11 protein-coding genes and 1 pseudogene are annotated in these 16,575 nt (G+C 57.8%); 8 read left to right on the top strand and 4 right to left on the bottom strand.

Going from position 1 to position 16,575, the window contains the following annotated elements:
- Positions 1 to 2: 2 nt before the first annotated feature.
- The 5 genes from M8Q45_RS15280 to M8Q45_RS15260 all read left to right on the top strand — a co-directional run bounded on the left by M8Q45_RS15280 (position 3) and on the right by M8Q45_RS15260 (position 9,633).
- Complete coding sequence (locus tag M8Q45_RS15280) at positions 3 to 1,007, top strand: GlxA family transcriptional regulator (RefSeq protein ID WP_249875437.1); 1,005 nt, start codon at positions 3 to 5, stop codon at positions 1,005 to 1,007.
- A 201-nt stretch (positions 1,008 to 1,208) separates the two neighbouring features.
- Complete coding sequence (locus M8Q45_RS15275; protein WP_249875436.1) at positions 1,209 to 2,663, top strand: mechanosensitive ion channel family protein; 1,455 nt, start codon at positions 1,209 to 1,211, stop codon at positions 2,661 to 2,663.
- 256 nt (positions 2,664 to 2,919) lie between these two features.
- On the top strand, positions 2,920 to 4,026 hold the full coding sequence (locus M8Q45_RS15270) for an efflux RND transporter periplasmic adaptor subunit (protein WP_249875435.1): 1,107 nt from the start codon (positions 2,920 to 2,922) through the stop codon (positions 4,024 to 4,026).
- Entirely contained in the window at positions 4,026 to 7,196 is a 3,171-nt protein-coding gene (locus M8Q45_RS15265; RefSeq protein WP_249875434.1) for an efflux RND transporter permease subunit, read from the top strand. The genes M8Q45_RS15270 and M8Q45_RS15265 overlap by 1 nt, the downstream gene beginning before the upstream one ends.
- Before the next feature lie 175 nt (positions 7,197 to 7,371).
- Complete coding sequence (locus M8Q45_RS15260) at positions 7,372 to 9,633, top strand: nitric-oxide reductase large subunit (protein WP_249875433.1); 2,262 nt, start codon at positions 7,372 to 7,374, stop codon at positions 9,631 to 9,633.
- A gap of 162 nt (positions 9,634 to 9,795) precedes the next feature.
- On the opposite strand, the gene M8Q45_RS15255 is transcribed toward M8Q45_RS15260, so the two are convergent.
- The 3 genes from M8Q45_RS15255 to M8Q45_RS15245 all read right to left on the bottom strand — a co-directional run bounded on the left by M8Q45_RS15255 (position 9,796) and on the right by M8Q45_RS15245 (position 11,359).
- The gene (locus tag M8Q45_RS15255) at positions 9,796 to 10,467 is read right to left on the bottom strand and encodes a metallophosphoesterase (RefSeq protein ID WP_249875432.1); all 672 of its coding nucleotides are present in this window, start codon (positions 10,465 to 10,467) and stop codon (positions 9,796 to 9,798) included.
- Positions 10,468 to 10,583: 116 nt separating this feature from the next.
- Entirely contained in the window at positions 10,584 to 11,189 is a 606-nt protein-coding gene (locus M8Q45_RS15250) for a putative adenosine monophosphate-protein transferase Fic (RefSeq protein ID WP_249875431.1), read from the bottom strand.
- On the bottom strand, positions 11,189 to 11,359 hold the full coding sequence (locus tag M8Q45_RS15245) for a YhfG family protein (protein ID WP_249875430.1): 171 nt from the start codon (positions 11,357 to 11,359) through the stop codon (positions 11,189 to 11,191). The genes M8Q45_RS15250 and M8Q45_RS15245 overlap by 1 nt, the downstream gene beginning before the upstream one ends.
- A gap of 145 nt (positions 11,360 to 11,504) precedes the next feature.
- Here M8Q45_RS15245 and M8Q45_RS15240 point away from each other — a divergent pair.
- Together M8Q45_RS15240 and M8Q45_RS15235 are read left to right on the top strand one after the other, a co-directional pair.
- Positions 11,505 to 12,738 (top strand): annotated as a pseudogene (locus M8Q45_RS15240) (putative DNA modification/repair radical SAM protein).
- The gene (locus M8Q45_RS15235; RefSeq protein WP_249875429.1) at positions 12,729 to 13,568 is read left to right on the top strand and encodes a TIGR03915 family putative DNA repair protein; all 840 of its coding nucleotides are present in this window, start codon (positions 12,729 to 12,731) and stop codon (positions 13,566 to 13,568) included. Before M8Q45_RS15240 ends, M8Q45_RS15235 begins: the two are co-directional and overlap by 10 nt.
- Before the next feature lie 535 nt (positions 13,569 to 14,103).
- Here M8Q45_RS15235 and M8Q45_RS15230 read toward each other — a convergent pair.
- The gene (locus M8Q45_RS15230) at positions 14,104 to 15,021 is read right to left on the bottom strand and encodes a LysR substrate-binding domain-containing protein (protein WP_249875428.1); all 918 of its coding nucleotides are present in this window, start codon (positions 15,019 to 15,021) and stop codon (positions 14,104 to 14,106) included.
- Between the two features lie 225 nt (positions 15,022 to 15,246).
- On the opposite strand from M8Q45_RS15230, the gene M8Q45_RS15225 reads away from it, so the two are divergent.
- Positions 15,247 to 16,566 carry a dicarboxylate/amino acid:cation symporter gene (locus M8Q45_RS15225; RefSeq protein WP_249875427.1) on the top strand — a complete coding sequence of 440 codons (1,320 nt, stop codon included), beginning with the start codon at positions 15,247 to 15,249 and terminating at the stop codon, positions 16,564 to 16,566.
- Positions 16,567 to 16,575: the final 9 nt, after the last annotated feature.

The following is a 16,575-nucleotide window of genomic DNA, read 5'->3' as shown; positions in this document are numbered from 1 at the left end:
TCATGACGGATTCTGCTCTTGCTGCTCCGTTCAATCGTCCCCGCACCGTACTGTTCATAGCATTCCCGGAAATGGGCCTGCTTGATCTGACCGGGGCGCAGACTGTCTTCTGGGCGGCAGACAAGGCCATGAGCGAACGCGGCCTGGCAGGTTATCACCGTCTGACTGCCAGCACCTCTGGCCGTTTAACCAAGACGGCTGAGGGATTGTCCGTTGCCACAGTGCGACTGTCTTCGCTGGCGGAGGAACCCATTGACACGATTGTGGTACCCGGTGCGCCAGAGATTCTACGGGCGCTGGACAAGAATGCCGATCTGATCGACTGGCTGGCTTGGATAGCGCCTCAAGCTCGTCGCACGGCGTCGGTGTGCAGTGGGGCGTTTCTACTGGCGCAGGCCGGACTGCTTGACAGCAAAAGGGCGGCAACTCACTGGGCAATGTGCGACATGTTTGAATCACGATTTCCATCAGTGAGTGTCGACAAAGATGCAATTTTTATTCAGCAAGACGCTGTCTGGACATCGGCAGGTGTGACAGCCGGTATCGATTTGGCGCTCGCCTTGGTCGAGGCCGACTGCGGCCGTGATGTTGCGATGCAGGTAGCCCGCGAGCTGGTGGTTTTCATGAAACGACCGGGTGGGCAATCTCAGTTCAGCGAGCTTCTTCAGTCACAGATGCGTGACGGTGAGATGTTTGCTGAGTTTCATATCTGGCTAACCGAGAATTTGTTTCGCGAAGACTTGGATGTCGACGTAATGGCACGCCAGGCGAACATGAGCGCTCGAAATTTCAGCCGCGTCTACAAGCAGAAAACTGGACGTCCTCCGGCCAAGGCCCTGGAGGCTTTTCGCCTCGAGGCGGCACGGCGCCTGCTGGAAGATTCTGACCGCAATATCTCGCAAATAGCGTCTGCTTGTGGGTTCGGTGATGAAGAGCGCATGCGGGTCACCTTTCAGCGTCATCTTGCCATCTCTCCGCGCGACTACCGCACCCGGTTTTCCCGATAGAGCGCGCAGCGTCCCTGAAGGTACAACAGCGACTCGAGAGTTTGGACCAATAGATTGGTTTGGCCTGGATTTAACCAGCGCAGTTGAGCGTTGTCCGGTGCTGGTGCGGTGGATCCCTTAATCCCGGTTGAATAAACAGACGTTAGAAGTTTCTGCCTGTCCCGGATCGTCCGGGGCGAACTTTTTATGGGGGGATACGTCATGGTTGAGCATCTGCATATATATAACTTGATTGCCACCTTCCTATTGCTGGCACTGGATCTGTTGATATGGTATTTCACGCCCGCCATTTTAGTGCTGAGGCGGACCGTCATCCGCATTGCGCTCTTCCTGCTGTTTTCCTGGTGGATTTTCGCCATTGGCATCAGTCCATTACAGCCGTCGCCGTGGCCCGACGATGTTGCTCTGAATATGCTGAGCACAACCATCGCGGTGGTGTGGTGGTTCTTCGCGGCGCGTACGCTGACGGTGGCAGTCAGTGCGATGTTTTTCAATCGCGGTGCGCATGGCGCCCGGCTCTTTCAAGACATTATTGGAGCGGCGATTTTTCTGGTGGCCATTGTGGCAGCCGCAGGATATGTCATGCAGTTACCGGTCAAAGGGTTACTGGCCACCTCGGGCGGGATGGCGATTGTCGCCGGCTTGGCACTGCGCAGCACATTGAGTGATCTGTTTTCCGGGGTTGTTCTCAACACGACCAAACCTTACGAGGTGGACGACTACGTGCAGATCGATAATATCAAAGGCAAGGTGATCGACATCGACTGGCGGGCGACTCACCTCATGACTTCCCACGGCAGCATGGCCGTGATTCCCAACGCTGTCGTCGCCAACGCCAAGTTACTCAATTTCAGCCGCCCAGCCGATACTCATGGTGTCAGCATAACGTTGCAGGTGCCTGCCGACACCCGCCCCGGCAGAGTCATCGAGGCGTTGGAACGAGCGCTGCAGGGCACGCGTCAATTGAGTCATTCGCCACCGGCAAAAGCCTCGGTGAAAAAACTGACCATGGAGTACACCGAGTACGAGGCCAAGGGGTTTATTTCTTCCATGGCCCAACATACTGAAGTTCGTAATCAGTTATTCGATTTGGCTCATCGGCATCTGGAGGCTGCGGGAATAAAACTGGGTCACACCACGCAAAGCCTCACTGCACAAGCTGCCGCTGCGCGAGACTGGAGTCGTCAGCGGTTACTGCTCGAGGACGTGAAGATATTCCGTTCGCTAACCTCTGTTCAGAAAGACCAGCTCGCTCAAGAAATGCACGTAGTCGAATGCCAGCCTGATCAGGTGATACTTGAATACGGGGAAGTATCCGAGAGTCTAATGATTGTCAGCACTGGCGTGATTTCTCTGGCCGTGCATGACAGTGAACGCCTGGTTGAGGCCACTCGGATGGGCCCAGGTGAGGTGCTGGGCGAAGAGGGCATTCTGGCGGATGCACCTTCACGCGGTCAGTTCCGCTGCATCACTGGCTGCCTACTGTTTCGCATTGATAAGACAGCGCTGCGGAATTACCTGGAGGACATTGGCGAATTGAAGTCGGCCCTGAACAAGCTGCAATTGTTTCGTCAGGGCGTGCGGCAATCGTTGTTGCTGCAAAAGCCTGTGGAAGTCAAAAAAAGTGGTTTTTTGCGCTGGCTTACAAATGCATGAATCGGCGCGCAAGCGTCGCCTGTCGCTGACGTATCACCCAAGATTGTCGATTTGGTTTCGGATATATAAAACCTTTGTATTAGATTTACATGCCCCCCGGTGATAGGTGCTACATCCTGTCTTCGTCAAACTGTCCAGCCTATAAAGTAGTCTTCTCGCGCTACCACTATCGTCGTGTAGTTAGCGCGTGTGTCCGACTCGTGTGCTGAGTACTCGACTAATGAATTTCTCTTGTTCTTCCCCGTTATGGAAAGTCATGGCTTCTGCTGCCATTTCGTTGAGTTTTGCCTGTGTGGGCGGATGCGAAAAAGCATCCTCGAACGCGCAAGGCGTTCCGATTGCCCAAGTGCAAATCGAGCCAGTGGTCGTACGAGAGATTCGTTTATGGGATCCGTTCAACGGTCGTGTTGCGGCTGTCGATAACGTCGACATACGGCCGCGCGTAAGCGGCTACATCACCCGCATTGCCTACGCCGAGGGGAGTGAGGTGAAGCGTGGTGACTTGTTGTTTGTGATCGATCCACGGCCTTACCAAACTGCTCTGCAGGTTGCCCAGGCGCGATTGGAGAGAGCACGGGCAACGGTGGTGCTGACCGAGGCTCAAAGCGCCCGTGCGCAACGGCTGTTTCAAAATAATGCTGTCTCGAAAGACGACGCGGAAACAAGGCAGGCAGCATTTCTACAAAGCAAGGCCGATGTTCGCGAAGCGGAGGCCGCCGTGGCCCGAGCCCGTCTGGACCTTGAATTTACAGAGGTTCACGCGCCTGTGGCGGGCCGGGTCAGCCGTGCTCAATTGACCCTCGGCAACTTGGCAGTCGCTGATCGGTCGCTTCTGACCACGGTGGTGTCCCAAGACCCGGTGTACGTGTATTTCGATCCAGACGAGCACGCCTGGGCGGGTTATCAAGAGCAATTCTTACAGCGAGGGACCTTACCTGTTCGCTTGGGTCTTGCCGGAGGGCAGGACTATCCCTATGAAGGCAGTGTCGACTTTTTCGACAACCAGGTTGACTCCAGCACTGGCACGCTCCGCGCGCGCGCGGTCGTCCGCAATCCCCAGCGACGGTTGACTCCAGGGCTCTACGCTCGTGTGCAGTTGGCTGGAGCAGGCGGCCGCCAGGCCTTCCTCGTAGATGATAAAGCCGTGCTTACCGATCAGGACCGTAAGTATGTCTACGTGCTCGGGAAGAACAGCACGGCAGAGCGCCGCTATGTGACGCCAGGTCGGATGCATGAGGGACTACGGGTGATTGAGACCGGGGTGGAAGCGGGCGATCAGATTATCGTCGGCGGCCTGCAACGCATCTACTACCCCGGTGCCCCCGTGCAAGCCACCACAGCGCTGCATGCGGAGACGCGTTGATGAATATCTCGCGTTTCTTTATCGAGCGACCCATCTTCGCCGTAGTGCTGTCGGTGATCCTGTTTGCCGTGGGGTTGGTTTGTCTGCCCTTGCTACCGGCCGGCGAGTACCCTGAAGTCGTCCCTCCCAGCGTAGTGGTACGCACCACATGGCCTGGCGCCAACCCGAAGGAAATTGCGGAGTCCGTTGCCATTCCCCTGGAAGAAGCGATAAACGGCGTGGAAGGCATCATGTACATGAAGTCTGTCGCGGGGTCCGATGGAAGCCTCAGGGTGGTCGTGACATTCACCCCGGGTATAGAGCCCGACATTGCCGCAGTGCGGGTGCAGAATCGCGTGGCTCAGGCGCTTAGTCGCCTGCCTGAACAAGTGCGGCAATATGGAGTGATCACACAAAAACAATCCCCGACGCCCCTGATGTACGTCAGCCTGTACTCACTGGACAACCAGTATGACTCGCTGTATCTGCGCAACTATCTCACGTTGCATATCAAGGATGAGCTTTCCCGACTCAATGGTATTGGTGACGTCGGGCTTTACGGGGCGGGCGACTATGCCATGCGCATCTGGCTCGACCCGGGGAAGTTGGCCACACGTGGACTCTCGGCGGGAGACGTGCTCAAGGCCGTGCGTGAGCAGAACGTCCAAGTATCCGCCGGGCAATTGGGGGCTGAGCCCAGCCCTGGCAAAACCGATTTTCTCGTCTCTGTAAACGTGCGCGGTCGATTGCAGACACCGGCCGAGTTCGCAGACATCGTTCTAAAGACAGGCAACAACGGGCAAGTGGTACGTCTGGCCGATGTGGCCCGGGTTGAACTCGGCGCTGACGATTACACGATGCGTGTTTTCCAGGACGAGAAAAACGCGACCACAGCCGGGATTTTCCTCTCTCCGGGCGCCAATGCTCTTGGCGTGGCGGCAGCCGTTTACCGAACGCTCGACCGCCTGGCCGAAGATTTTCCAGAGGGCGTTACCTACAAAGCTGTGTGGGACCCGACTGTTTTTGTCCGCGAGTCCATCACTGCCGTGGAGCACACACTCGTCGAGGCCGTGCTATTGGTCGTCCTGGTCGTGATCCTGTTCCTGCAAACCTGGCGCGCATCGCTCATCCCATTGATCGCAGTGCCCGTTTCGGTCATTGGTACCTTCACCTTCCTCTACATTCTGGGCTACTCGATCAACACATTGACGCTCTTCGGCCTGGTATTGGCGATCGGAATCGTGGTGGACGATGCAATCGTTGTCGTGGAAAACGTCGAACGTTATATCTCGCAAGGCCTCGCTCCTTTGGAGGCGGCGCACCAAGCGATGCAGGAGGTCTCCGGGCCAATCGTCGCCATCGCGCTGGTGCTATGCGCGGTGTTCGTCCCGATGGCGTTTCTGGACGGGGTGACAGGCCAGTTCTATAAGCAATTTGCCGTCACCATCGCCATTTCCACAGTGATTTCGGCGTTTAACTCGCTGACCTTGTCGCCCGCGCTCGCAGCGCGGTTGTTGCGCCCTCACGACAGCAAGCCGGACCGCTTGACGCGTTGGATTGACGCACTGTTCGGTCGTTTTTTCTCCGTGTTCAACCATTTTTTCCAACGCAGTTCTCAGCGTTACGAAAACGGAGTAGGGCGTGCCATCCATCACCGTGTGCCGGTCTTCGTGCTTTACGCAGGTTTGCTGGCAGCCACCGGTGTGCTGTTTCACGCAGTGCCGGGTGGCTTCATTCCCACTCAGGACAAACTGTACTTGTTTGGCGGCGCAAAGTTGCCCGAGGGGGCGTCGTTGGCGCGAACCGCCGCCGTAACCAGGCAGATAGGAGAAATCGCCCGGAGCATCGACGGGGTGGATTACGTTCCTGGCTACGCCGGTCTCAATGCCTTGCAGACCGTCAACACGCCCAATCTTACTGCAGCTTACATCGTGCTCAAGCCGTTCAATGAACGAAGCCGAAGCGCGGTATCGATAAACACTGAGCTGAATGAACGCTTCGCCAAGATCAGCGACGGCTACGCATATGCGTTGATGCCGCCGCCGATACAAGGATTGGGTAATGGCTCCGGTTACTCCCTGTACCTCAAGGACCGCGGGGGACTTGGTTACGGAGCGTTGCAAAAAGCATTGGATGCATTCATCGCGGAGGTTGCCAATACCCCGGGGATGACCTACCCCGTGAGTTCCTATCAGGCAAACGTTCCGCAGCTGGAGGTACGCGTCGACCGGCTTAAGGCCAAGGCTCAGAATGTGCCCCTGAGCGACTTGTTCGAGACGCTGCAGACCTATTTGGGATCAGTCTATCTGAATGATTTCAATCAGTTTGGACGGGTGTACCGTGTGATGGCGCAGGCGGACGCGCCCTCACGGCAGCAAGCTGAAGATATAACCGCGCTCAAGGTGCGTAATGCTGACGGTCAGATGGTTCCGGTGGGCGCCATGGTGACCGTAGTGCCTTCCTATGGTCCGGATCCGGTCATCCGCTACAACGGCTTTCCGGCGGCTGACGTCATCGGTGACTCTGATCCCCGTGTGCTGTCCTCGGCCCAGGTATTGGCGAAGCTACAGGAAATAGCGGACAGGGTGCTCCCTCATGGCGTAGAGCTGGAATGGACTGACTTGTCATATCAGCAAGTCAACCAAAGCCATGCTGCGCTCGTTGTCTTCCCAATGGCGGTGCTCCTGGTATTTCTTGTCTTGGCAGCACTCTACGAAAGCTGGAGTTTGCCGTTGGCGGTGATTTTGATCGTGCCCGTGTGTATGTGCGCTGCACTGCTGGGTGTGTGGCAATCGGGCGGAGATAACAATGTTTTTGTACAGGTCGGTTTAGTGGTTCTTATGGGGTTGGCCTGCAAGAACGCTATCTTGATCGTTGAGTTCGCGCGCGAACTGGAAATACACCAGAAGATGTCGCCAACCCAAGCCGCGCTGCACGCCTGTCGCCTGCGGTTACGCCCGATCATCATGACCTCGGTCGCTTTTATCGCAGGTTCCGTCCCTCTACTTCTCAGCCAAGGGGCTGGCAGCGAGGTTCGTCTCGCTACGGGCATTACGGTGTTCGCCGGCATGCTCGGTGTGACGCTCTTTGGCTTATTCCTCACCCCAGTATTTTACGTCGCTATCCGAAGCCTGGCCTCGCGTGCCGAAGGTCTGGACGCTTCGGAAAGTCCGGGGGAGTCCATCGAATGATCCAGTTATAGCTGACGATTGAAAGTCCCGGAAATAGTGGCCGGCATGGGCTGGCAATGACCAATGAAACCAGGAGTATCGATGAATAACTTCAGTAAGTTAATGGCTGAATCAGGCATCGTGCGTGCGGTATGCCAGGCATTCGCCCCTTCCACTCAAGTGGGGGGCAGATTCGATGCGTGAGTATAAAAAACTTTGGTGGACGTTACTTGGGGTGCTTGCGCTGACCTTCGGGCTTCTAGGATGGTTCGGTCGAGAGATTTATCGCCAAGCCCCGCCTATTCCTGCATTGGTGCAGAGCATAAGTGGTGAGCGGCTGTTCACCGCCGACGACATTCTCGATGGCCAGACGGCTTGGCAAAGCGTCGGCGGCATGCAATTGGGTTCCATTTGGGGGCATGGTGCGTATCAGGCGCCTGACTGGACCGCAGACTGGCTTCACAGAGAACTGTCGGCCTGGCTCGAAATGGCTGCCGAGGAAAACTACAACGTCTTGTTTGATCAACTTGATGAGGCTGCTCAAGCGGCTCTTCGACAGCAACTCAAGCGCGAGTACCGTGCCAGTCAATTGAAGGATGGCGTGCTTACGCTGAGTGCGCGCCGCGTTTCTGCGATGCGCCAGACAGCCCGCTATTATCTCGCCCTGTTCGGCAATGAGCCTGACCTTCACGGAAGTCGCGTACATTTCGCGATGAAGGAAAACACGCTGCCCGATGCTGCACGTCGCGAGAAGCTCACACAGTTCTTTTTCTGGACGGCGTGGGCCGCGTCCACCGAACGACCAGGTCAGGTGGCGACGTACACCAATAACTGGCCGCACGAGCCTTTGATTGACAACAAGCCAACGGCTGAAAACATCATCTGGTCGATAGTCAGCGTTGTTTTACTGTTAGCGGGCATCGGCTTGCTGGTGTGGGGATGGGCCTTCTTGCGCGATCAGGAGCAGCCGCCCGTCCCACCCAAACGGGATCCTTTGAGCCTGATCGCACTGACACCATCGCAGCAGGGGCTAGGCAAGTACTTGCTGTTGGTCGTGGCCCTGCTGATGTTCCAGGTGATGATCGGAGGGGCCACCGCGCACTACACCGTCGAAGGGCAAGACTTCTACGGCATCCCGCTTTCCAAGTGGTTTCCGTATTCGCTCATGCGTACCTGGCACCTGCAAAGTGCGGTGTTCTGGATTGCCACCGGTTTCCTCGCAGCAGGACTTTTCCTGGCCCCCATCATCAATGGCGGCAAAGATCCTAAATGGCAGAAGCAGGGTGTAGATGCGCTGTTTTGGGCGCTGGTCATTGTGGTCGTCGGATCCTACGCCGGTAACTACCTGGCTATCGCTCAGCTCATGCCACCCAGTTGGAATTTCTGGCTTGGCCATCAAGGTTACGAGTACGTGGACCTTGGTCGTGTATGGCAGTTTCTCAAGTTCGCTGGGATTGCCTTCTGGCTGGTCCTCATGTTGCGCTGCATCGTGCCCGCCTTGTACAAACCGGGCGACCAGAACCTTTTAGCCTTGCTGTCGGCATCGGTGGTTGCGATAGGGCTTTTTTATGGTGCAGGTTTATTTTATGGCGAGCGGACCAACCTGTCGGTAATGGAGTACTGGCGTTGGTGGGTCGTGCATCTGTGGGTAGAGGGATTCTTCGAAGTTTTTGCGACCACCGCCTTGGCGTTCATCTTCTCCAGCATGGGTCTGGTGTCCTCGAGGATGGCTACCACTGCCAGTTTGGCGTCAGCCTCGCTGTTCATGCTGGGTGGGGTACCTGGGACCTTTCATCACATCTATTTTTCCGGCACCACCACACCGGTCATGGCCGTGGGCGCGATGTTCAGCGCGCTGGAAGTCGTTCCGCTGATCGTGCTCGGTCACGAAGCGTGGGAGCACTGGCAATTGAAGTCTCGTGCCGTGTGGATGGAGCGAGTGCGCTGGCCGCTGATGTTCTTCGTGACCGTTGCGTTTTGGAACATGCTCGGCGCCGGTGTCTTCGGCTTCATGATAAATCCGCCGCTTTCCTTGTATTACATCCAGGGGCTGAACACCACGGCGGTACATGCCCATGCTGCACTGTTTGGTGTATACGGTTTTTTGGCGCTTGGGTTCGTCCTGTTGGTGCTGCGTTACATTCGGCCGGATCTTGAGTTCAACGAGCGTCTCATGAAGACAGCTTTCTGGTGTCTCAATGCAGGCTTGGCGTTAATGATCGGTGCAAGCCTGTTGCCGATCGGGCTGATTCAGTTTTATGCAAGCGTCAGTCAGGGCCTTTGGTATGCACGAAGCGAGGCGTTTATGCAGCAAGACATCTTGCAGCTGCTGCGCTGGATTCGCACTTTCGGCGACGTGGTTTTTATCATCGGTGTGTTAGCCGTTTCCTGGCAGGTCGTTAGCGGTGTATTCGGGATTCGATCCCGATTGACCAGGGCTCAGTCATTGAGCTATTGACGGGTAGATTCGCGTCAGGTCAAGGGGCCCGCTTTGGCGGGCCTATTCCATACCAAGCGGATTACAGGAACGCTCATGGTTTCAGCGGGCTGCACTGTTTATCAGGTGGCACGGCGGCAAGTGCCGTCGGCGCTGGAGCGATGAGCAAGGGACGCCGTTATTTCACTTCGTCATGCCAATGCTGAAAACGGATTGGCTACTGATTTCCACGAGACTCAGTGCACCGTCGGAAAAGGAGCAGCCCGTGTCCACATAGACGACGTTACCGAGGCGCGTGACGGTAGGAACGGTTGAATGACCGACATAGAGGTCATGGATGCCCTTGATTGGCGTCGGGTCCTGCTGTTCGATCCTGTCCCGGGCATACAAGGCTTCCGCCAAGGCTTGTTGTTGAAGCTGCTTTCCGAGTTTCCCGGTAATGGCGTCCTTCGCACCTTGCCAATCATTATTCAGCCCGAAAAGCGGCGCTTGGGCATGTACGATCCCAATCGTTCCATTAGCCGATAAGTCGATTTCGATAATGAGTGGAAGTTCTTGAAGGGCTTCCAGAAGTTGGTCTTGGAAGGCCGGGCTCAACTCATAGAGCCAGGCTCCGCCGTTGCGGATGTGCCGGGGTTTGTCTCCGTGGCCGCAGATGCCGTCGATCACCATTTGCTCATGGTTGCCGCGTACCGCGTGAAACCAGGGTTTTCCGAGCCAATTCAATACGTCCTCGGAGTCTGGACCGCGATCGATGAGGTCGCCCACGGAAAAAATCCGGTCTATTTCGGTATTGAATTCGAGGTTGTCCAAGGCCTTCGCCAAAAGTTTGAAATGCCCATGGATGTCGCCCACGACAAAGTCTCGGCCTTGCTCGTTTGGTGGAAAGGAGGCAGTCCGGTACATACAGAGGCTTTCGGCAGGGTTGGCTGGCACGGAATGTATCACTTAAGCGAGGGGGCGCAGATAACTTATGGTCGGGATTGTATCGGCTGTCCAATACACTTCTTGAAAACCGTTTCCATAGGCTCGAGTACGCAGTGATAGGCCGCGATATTGGCGCTGATCCATTCGTCTTTTTCGATGCCCCACCAACTGATTTCGAACCCGGCGTTCATGATGAGGTGCTCGAACAGGATGCGCTGGGCGCGGCCATTGCCTTCGCGGAAAGGGTGAATGATATTGATATCGGAATAGGCGTCTGCCACGGCGACTATCAGTTCATCCCGGCTCGTCTCTTCGAACCAGTTCGCCGCTGCCATCCTGGCAAAGATTTTGGTGGCTTCCTTTTCCATGTATTCCGGTTGGCAAAAGCGCGTGTCTTGCTTGGCCATGCCGACGGTCCGCAACTGTCCGGCCCATTCGAACAAGTCCGCGAACAATGCATGATGAATATTCTGGAGGTAAGCCAGGCTGTAAGGAGGAGGAGTGAACTCAACGTTGCTTGCCGCGATGGCCGAGAGCTGTTGCTCGGCTTCGCCCAGGGTGGGTTCGTCGCGAATATCGAGTTTGTTGCGCAGGACCGTGGAGCGGGGATAACAGTAGGCGTCCTCGCCGACGCCATATTTGTCGGGCATCAGGCTCGGGTCTTGGTGAAGGTTTTCAAGACATCTTCACGGGAAGGCAGCTTGCGTTCGCCGTCCTCGAAAGACACGTTGAAACCTTCCAGGCGCAGGCTGGCCGCGTAGTTGGACCTGCGCGTCCTGGCCGCGTAGGCCTTTTTTGTTTCAAGGCTGACAGTGCCCATGGGGTTGGACCTCGAATCGCGTGAATGACCGGATTATAGCCCATCCATCAGTCACTATCTGCTCGTTGGCTGGATTGACCAGCGGAGCTTGCATCGCGGCCAATCTCCAAATGCTGTGCATGTATACAGTATTTGAGATTTTTCCATGGAGCTTATCGCCAAGCTCGGCATTCTTGCCGACGCCGCCAAATATGACGCGTCCTGTGCCAGCAGTGGCGCTCCCAAGCGCAGTTCGCGTGGTCGGGACGGGCTTGGGGCCACGGATGGCAGGGGGATCTGCCATAGCTACACGCCGGATGGGCGCTGTGTATCGCTGCTCAAGGTGTTGCTGACCAATTTTTGCCTGTACGACTGCCAGTATTGCGTCAACCGTCGCTCGAGCAACGTGCCGAGGGCGCGTTTCACACCCGAAGAAGTGGTCCGGCTGACCCTGGATTTCTACCGTCGCAATTGCATCAGCGGTCTGTTCCTGAGCTCCGGCATCATTCGCTCGGCCGACTACACCATGGAGCAACTGGTCCGGGTGGCGCGGTTGCTGCGCGAGGAGCATCACTTTCGAGGCTACATCCATCTCAAGACCATTCCCGACGCCGATCCGCTATTGATCGAGGAGGCAGGGCGGCTGGCGGATCGCCTGAGCGTGAATATCGAATTGTCCTCCGAAGTGAGCCTCAAGCGCCTGGCGCCGGAAAAGCAATTGACGACCATTCGCCAGGCCATGGGCACCATCCACGACGGGCAACAGGCAGTGGCCGGCGAACCACGGGCGCCTCGCTTTGCCCCGGCCGGGCAGAGCACCCAGGTGATCGTCGGGGCGGATGCCACCGATGACCACGCCATCCTCAGCAATGCCGAGTCGCTCTATCAGGGCTACGGCTTGCGACGAGTCTATTACTCTGCCTTCAGCCCGATCCCCGAAAGCCCCGCCAGCGTGCCACTCGCCGCGCCACCCTTGCTGCGTGAGCACCGGCTCTACCAAGCCGACTTCCTTATGCGTGGCTATGGCTACAAGGCGGGCGAGCTGTTGACTACGTCCAGCAACCTGGACCTGGACATCGACCCCAAGCTGGCCTGGGCATTGGCCAATCGCGATGTGTTTCCACTCGACCTCAACCGCGCCGAGCCGGCCTTGCTCGCGCGTATTCCCGGCATCGGCCTGCGCAGCGTGCAACGCCTGGTGGCACTGCGCAGGGAGCGGAGGATTCGCTACGACGACTTGGTGCAGTTGCGTTGCGTGTTGGAAAAGGCCCGTCCGTTCATTGTGACCAGCGATTACCGGCCTGCTGACGGCCAGGTGCGCAGCGGCTTGCTCCGAGCACGCTTGCGCGATCCGCAGCGGCGATCCGCAGCGGCCCGTGCAAATGGGGCTGTGGGCATGATTGCACTGGATTGCGACGACGATTTCAGCACCTGGCGTAATCAGGCCAGAACGCTGTTGGGCCACGGAATCGACCCCAGCGACGTGACCTGGGCCCAGGGCCCCATGGCTGACCTGCTGGCAGTGCCGGCGCCACTGCCGCAAGGCCCGGGACCGTTCCAGACGCGCGTCCCGGCGGGGTTGTTGGGTCAATTGGAACAGGCCAGCCGCTACCAGGGCGAACAACGCTGGAACCTGTTGTACGAAGTGCTCTGGCGCGTCGCCCATGGTGATCGCACCGCCATGCTCGCCGGTGATCGATTGGGCAGCGAACTGCAACGGCGCATCAAACAGGTCAGTCGCGAAGCCCATCACCTTCACGCGTTCGTGCGTTTCATACCGCTACCGCCAGCGGTCGCCGAACAACTGCAACTGGACCTCGTGGCTTTCCACCAGCCGGCCCACGACATCCTTGAAAGCGCGGGCGGGCATTTTGCCGAGCGATTGGGCCGGCAACGCTGGCTGATCGCAACGCCCCGCGATGGCATTCGTTTCGATGGGCATTCGCTGGACTACCAACGCCGTTGCCCCGAGCAATGGCAACAATGGGCTCGTCATGCCGAAGACCCCGGCGCGGAACTGTGGCGCACTTATTACCGACACATCTTCAACCCGGCGAGGCTCAACCCTACAGCGTTGCGCCAGCATATGCCGGGGCGGTTCTGGAAGCATTTGCCGGAAGGGGATTTGATTCCGCAGTTGGTGGGGCAGGCGCGGCAGGGGAAGCAGAGGGATGGGCAGGCGTTGGAGGTGGGGGAGAAGGTAGGGAAGCGGATAATTGTGGGCAGCTAGGCAGAGGCGCTGGATTGAAACAGTGCCTCTAAATGGATTCCGATTTCTCACGTCATACCGATGCCTTGGCTTTGCCGGGCTTAGGTGCATCCGCGTCGCTCCCGGCCGACAATGCGCCAATCGCCCAGCACGTTAGGCTTACAGGCACAACTGCTCGCGTCTTGATGCAGTCGGCAACCTTGCAAGGGGCGCCCCTCGAAGCTGGATAAATCGACGGACCCGTGGCGAGGGAGCTTGCTCCCGCTGGGTCGCGAAGCGGCCCCAAAACCAGCGAATTCCAAATGTCCGATACACCGCACCCGCCGATTCACGACTGCTTCGCAGCCGAGCGGGAGCAAGCGCCCTCGCCACGGGTTTTTCGACGTCCTTTAGCGAGCGGTAACGCCCCTGATCAAGATTTACCCGTGCAAATCTTCACCGGTAAGATGCCGATCCCTGACGGCCCGGCAGCGCTGGCCAACGCCCGTAAGCTGATCGAATTCGCCGATAAGGTGCGAGTGTTCGGGATTACATGGCGCAGTACTACCAGGCGGTCTCAGGCGGGTGAGCGCAACGACGCGCCCTCCAGTGTTTTCCAGAGCTTGCGCATCGTCGGATTGCGATTGGCGTTCGTGCAGTACGATCGAATCTCCAATCGTGTGCTCCATTGTTCATCGCCGGCCCTCACCAGCAGCCCTCGCGCCAGCTCATCGGCCACTGCGCTTTGCGGCAGCCACGCCACGCCGTAGCCCTCGACCGCCATGCGCATCAGCAGCATGGCCATGTCGGCCTCGTAGCAGCGCTCCAGCGCCGTCGGCGTCGGGCCGTTCTTGATGACGATGTCGGCGACGCGCCCCAAGAACGTAGTGGCCGTGTAGGCAAGGTACGGCACCGCCTTGCCGGAGCGGCCTGACAATGGGAACAAGGGTTCGCCTTTGCGGTTCGGTGCACAGAGTGGAATGAATGCGTCATGCCCGAGGGTCAGGCTGCCGAAACGCTCGGCATCCATCAGGATGGGGGCCAGCGGGTGGTGATAGACCATCATTAAGTCGCAACTGCCTTCCTCCAGGGCAATCACGGCGTCATGGATATTGGCGGCAACCACTCGGGCATTGAACTGTTCGTTATGTTGCTGGAATTGTGCGAGCCACTTGGGCAGGAAGGTCATCGACAGGCTGTGACCCGCGGTGATCTGGATCGATCGCCCCGGCATCCGCTCCACATCGCGCAGGGTCGAACGCAACCTCAACAGCCCGGCGAGCGCCTCTCTGCTCTCATCGCAAAAAGTGATCCCCGCCGCGGTCAACTGGACCGGATAAGTGCCACGGTCCACCAGCTTGACGCCCACCCACTCTTCAAGCGAGCGAATACGCCGCGATAAAGCCGATTGCGTCACGCAGCGGACTTCCGCTGCCCGGGAGAAGTTTTTCCATTCGGCGATCGCCAGGAGGTCGTCCAGCCATTTGAGTTGCATCCAGGAATCCTCGTCGTGAAGGGATCATTCTAGGGGCCAATCCCCCGGCCCGTAGCGCCAAAGACGGAACTATTCCGAAAATGCATGAGGCTGGCCGGATTACTCATCATCCCGTTCGATGCTCTCCCTAGAATTGTTCTCGTAGCGCTGACTTCTCGCAGCTTCAGGCGAGTCAGCGTGACCTGCCAAGTAATAAAAATCCAAGAACTACTTGAGGACAGCACCGTGAAGAAGAACAAGCTCCCGCGTCGAATTGCCATGGGCATCGCCCTGGGCGTGCTGGTGGGTTGGGCGTGTCACCATTTCGCAGGGAGCGAGCAAAGTGCCAAGGAGATCGCCGCCTACTTCTCGATGGTCACCGACATTTTCCTGCGCATGATCAAAATGATCATCGCCCCATTGGTGTTCGCGACGCTGGTGGGGGGCATCGCCAGCATGGGCAATTCCCGTTCGGTAGGCCGGATTGGCGCTCGGGCAATGGCTTGGTTTGTCACGGCGTCGGTCGTGTCGCTATTGATTGGAATGGGGCTGGTCAACCTGTTTCAGCCTGGCGCCGGGTTGAACATGGAAGTCGCCCAGCAGGCGTCCGCAGCCGTGCCCGTCAACACCGGGGATTTCAGTCTCAAGGCGTTTATCGGCCATGTCTTTCCTCGAAGCATCGCCGAGGCAATGGCCAATAACGAGATCCTGCAAATTGTGGTTTTCTCGCTGTTCTTCGGCTTCGCGCTGGCAGGCGTCAAGCGCGCCGGTCATACGCGCATCACCGATTCCATCGAAGAACTGGCGAAGGTGATGTTCAAAATCACCGACTACGTGATGGCCTTTGCACCGGTTGGTGTGTTCGCCGCCATCGCTTCGGCCATCACCACCCAGGGCCTGGGCTTGCTGGCGGATTATGGCAAGCTCATCGCCGAGTTCTACTTGGGCATCCTAATCCTCTGGGCGTTGCTGTTCGGTGCCGGATACGTGTTCCTTGGACGTTCGGTTTTTCATTTGGGCAAGCTGATCCGGGAGCCGATCCTGTTGGCCTTTTCCACCGCGAGCAGCGAATCTGCCTACCCGAAAACCATCGAGGCGCTGGAGAAGTTTGGCGCGCCCAAACGCGTCTCCAGCTTCGTGCTGCCCCTGGGGTATTCGTTCAACCTCGACGGCTCGATGATGTATCAAGCGTTCGCCATCCTGTTCATTGCCCAGGCCTACAACATTGACCTGAGTTTCACTCAGCAGATGCTGATTCTTCTGACACTGATGATCACCAGCAAGGGCATGGCCGGCGTGGCCCGGGCATCGGTCGTGGTGGTCGCGGCGACGTTGCCGATGTTCAACCTTCCCGAGGCGGGGCTGTTGCTGATCATTGGCGTCGACCAATTCCTGGACATGGCGCGCACGGCGACCAATGTGGTGGGTAACAGCATTGCAACGGCCGTTGTGGCCAAGGCCGAGCCATACGAAGAGCACGCCGAGGAAGACGGCGAACCGTCGGCCGTCCGGTCTCGCGCCGAAGCGGCTCCCGGAACGGTCCCCGAAGCGGTCCCGGTTGTTTGAGGAGAAACG

Origin of the sequence: Pseudomonas sp. T1.Ur (assembly GCF_023516725.1) — a bacterium.
Classification (GTDB): Bacteria; Pseudomonadota; Gammaproteobacteria; order Pseudomonadales; family Pseudomonadaceae; genus Aquipseudomonas; species Aquipseudomonas alvandae.
Note: the sequence above shows the minus strand (reverse complement) of the source record. Positions and strands in the feature narration are given on the sequence as shown.

Bases quoted from the DNA above. Each gene is read 5' to 3' on its own strand.
- M8Q45_RS15280 (WP_249875437.1), top strand. From the start codon at position 3: ATGACGGATTCTGCTCTTGCTGCTCCGTTCAATCGTCCCCGCACCGTA.
- M8Q45_RS15275 (WP_249875436.1), top strand. From the start codon at position 1,209: ATGGTTGAGCATCTGCATATATATAACTTGATTGCCACCTTCCTATTG.
- M8Q45_RS15270 (WP_249875435.1), top strand. From the start codon at position 2,920: ATGGCTTCTGCTGCCATTTCGTTGAGTTTTGCCTGTGTGGGCGGATGC.
- M8Q45_RS15265 (WP_249875434.1), top strand. From the start codon at position 4,026: ATGAATATCTCGCGTTTCTTTATCGAGCGACCCATCTTCGCCGTAGTG.
- M8Q45_RS15260 (WP_249875433.1), top strand. From the start codon at position 7,372: ATGCGTGAGTATAAAAAACTTTGGTGGACGTTACTTGGGGTGCTTGCG.
- M8Q45_RS15250 (WP_249875431.1), bottom strand. From the start codon at position 11,189: ATGCCCGACAAATATGGCGTCGGCGAGGACGCCTACTGTTATCCCCGC.
- M8Q45_RS15245 (WP_249875430.1), bottom strand. From the start codon at position 11,359: ATGGGCACTGTCAGCCTTGAAACAAAAAAGGCCTACGCGGCCAGGACG.
- M8Q45_RS15230 (WP_249875428.1), bottom strand. From the start codon at position 15,021: ATGCAACTCAAATGGCTGGACGACCTCCTGGCGATCGCCGAATGGAAA.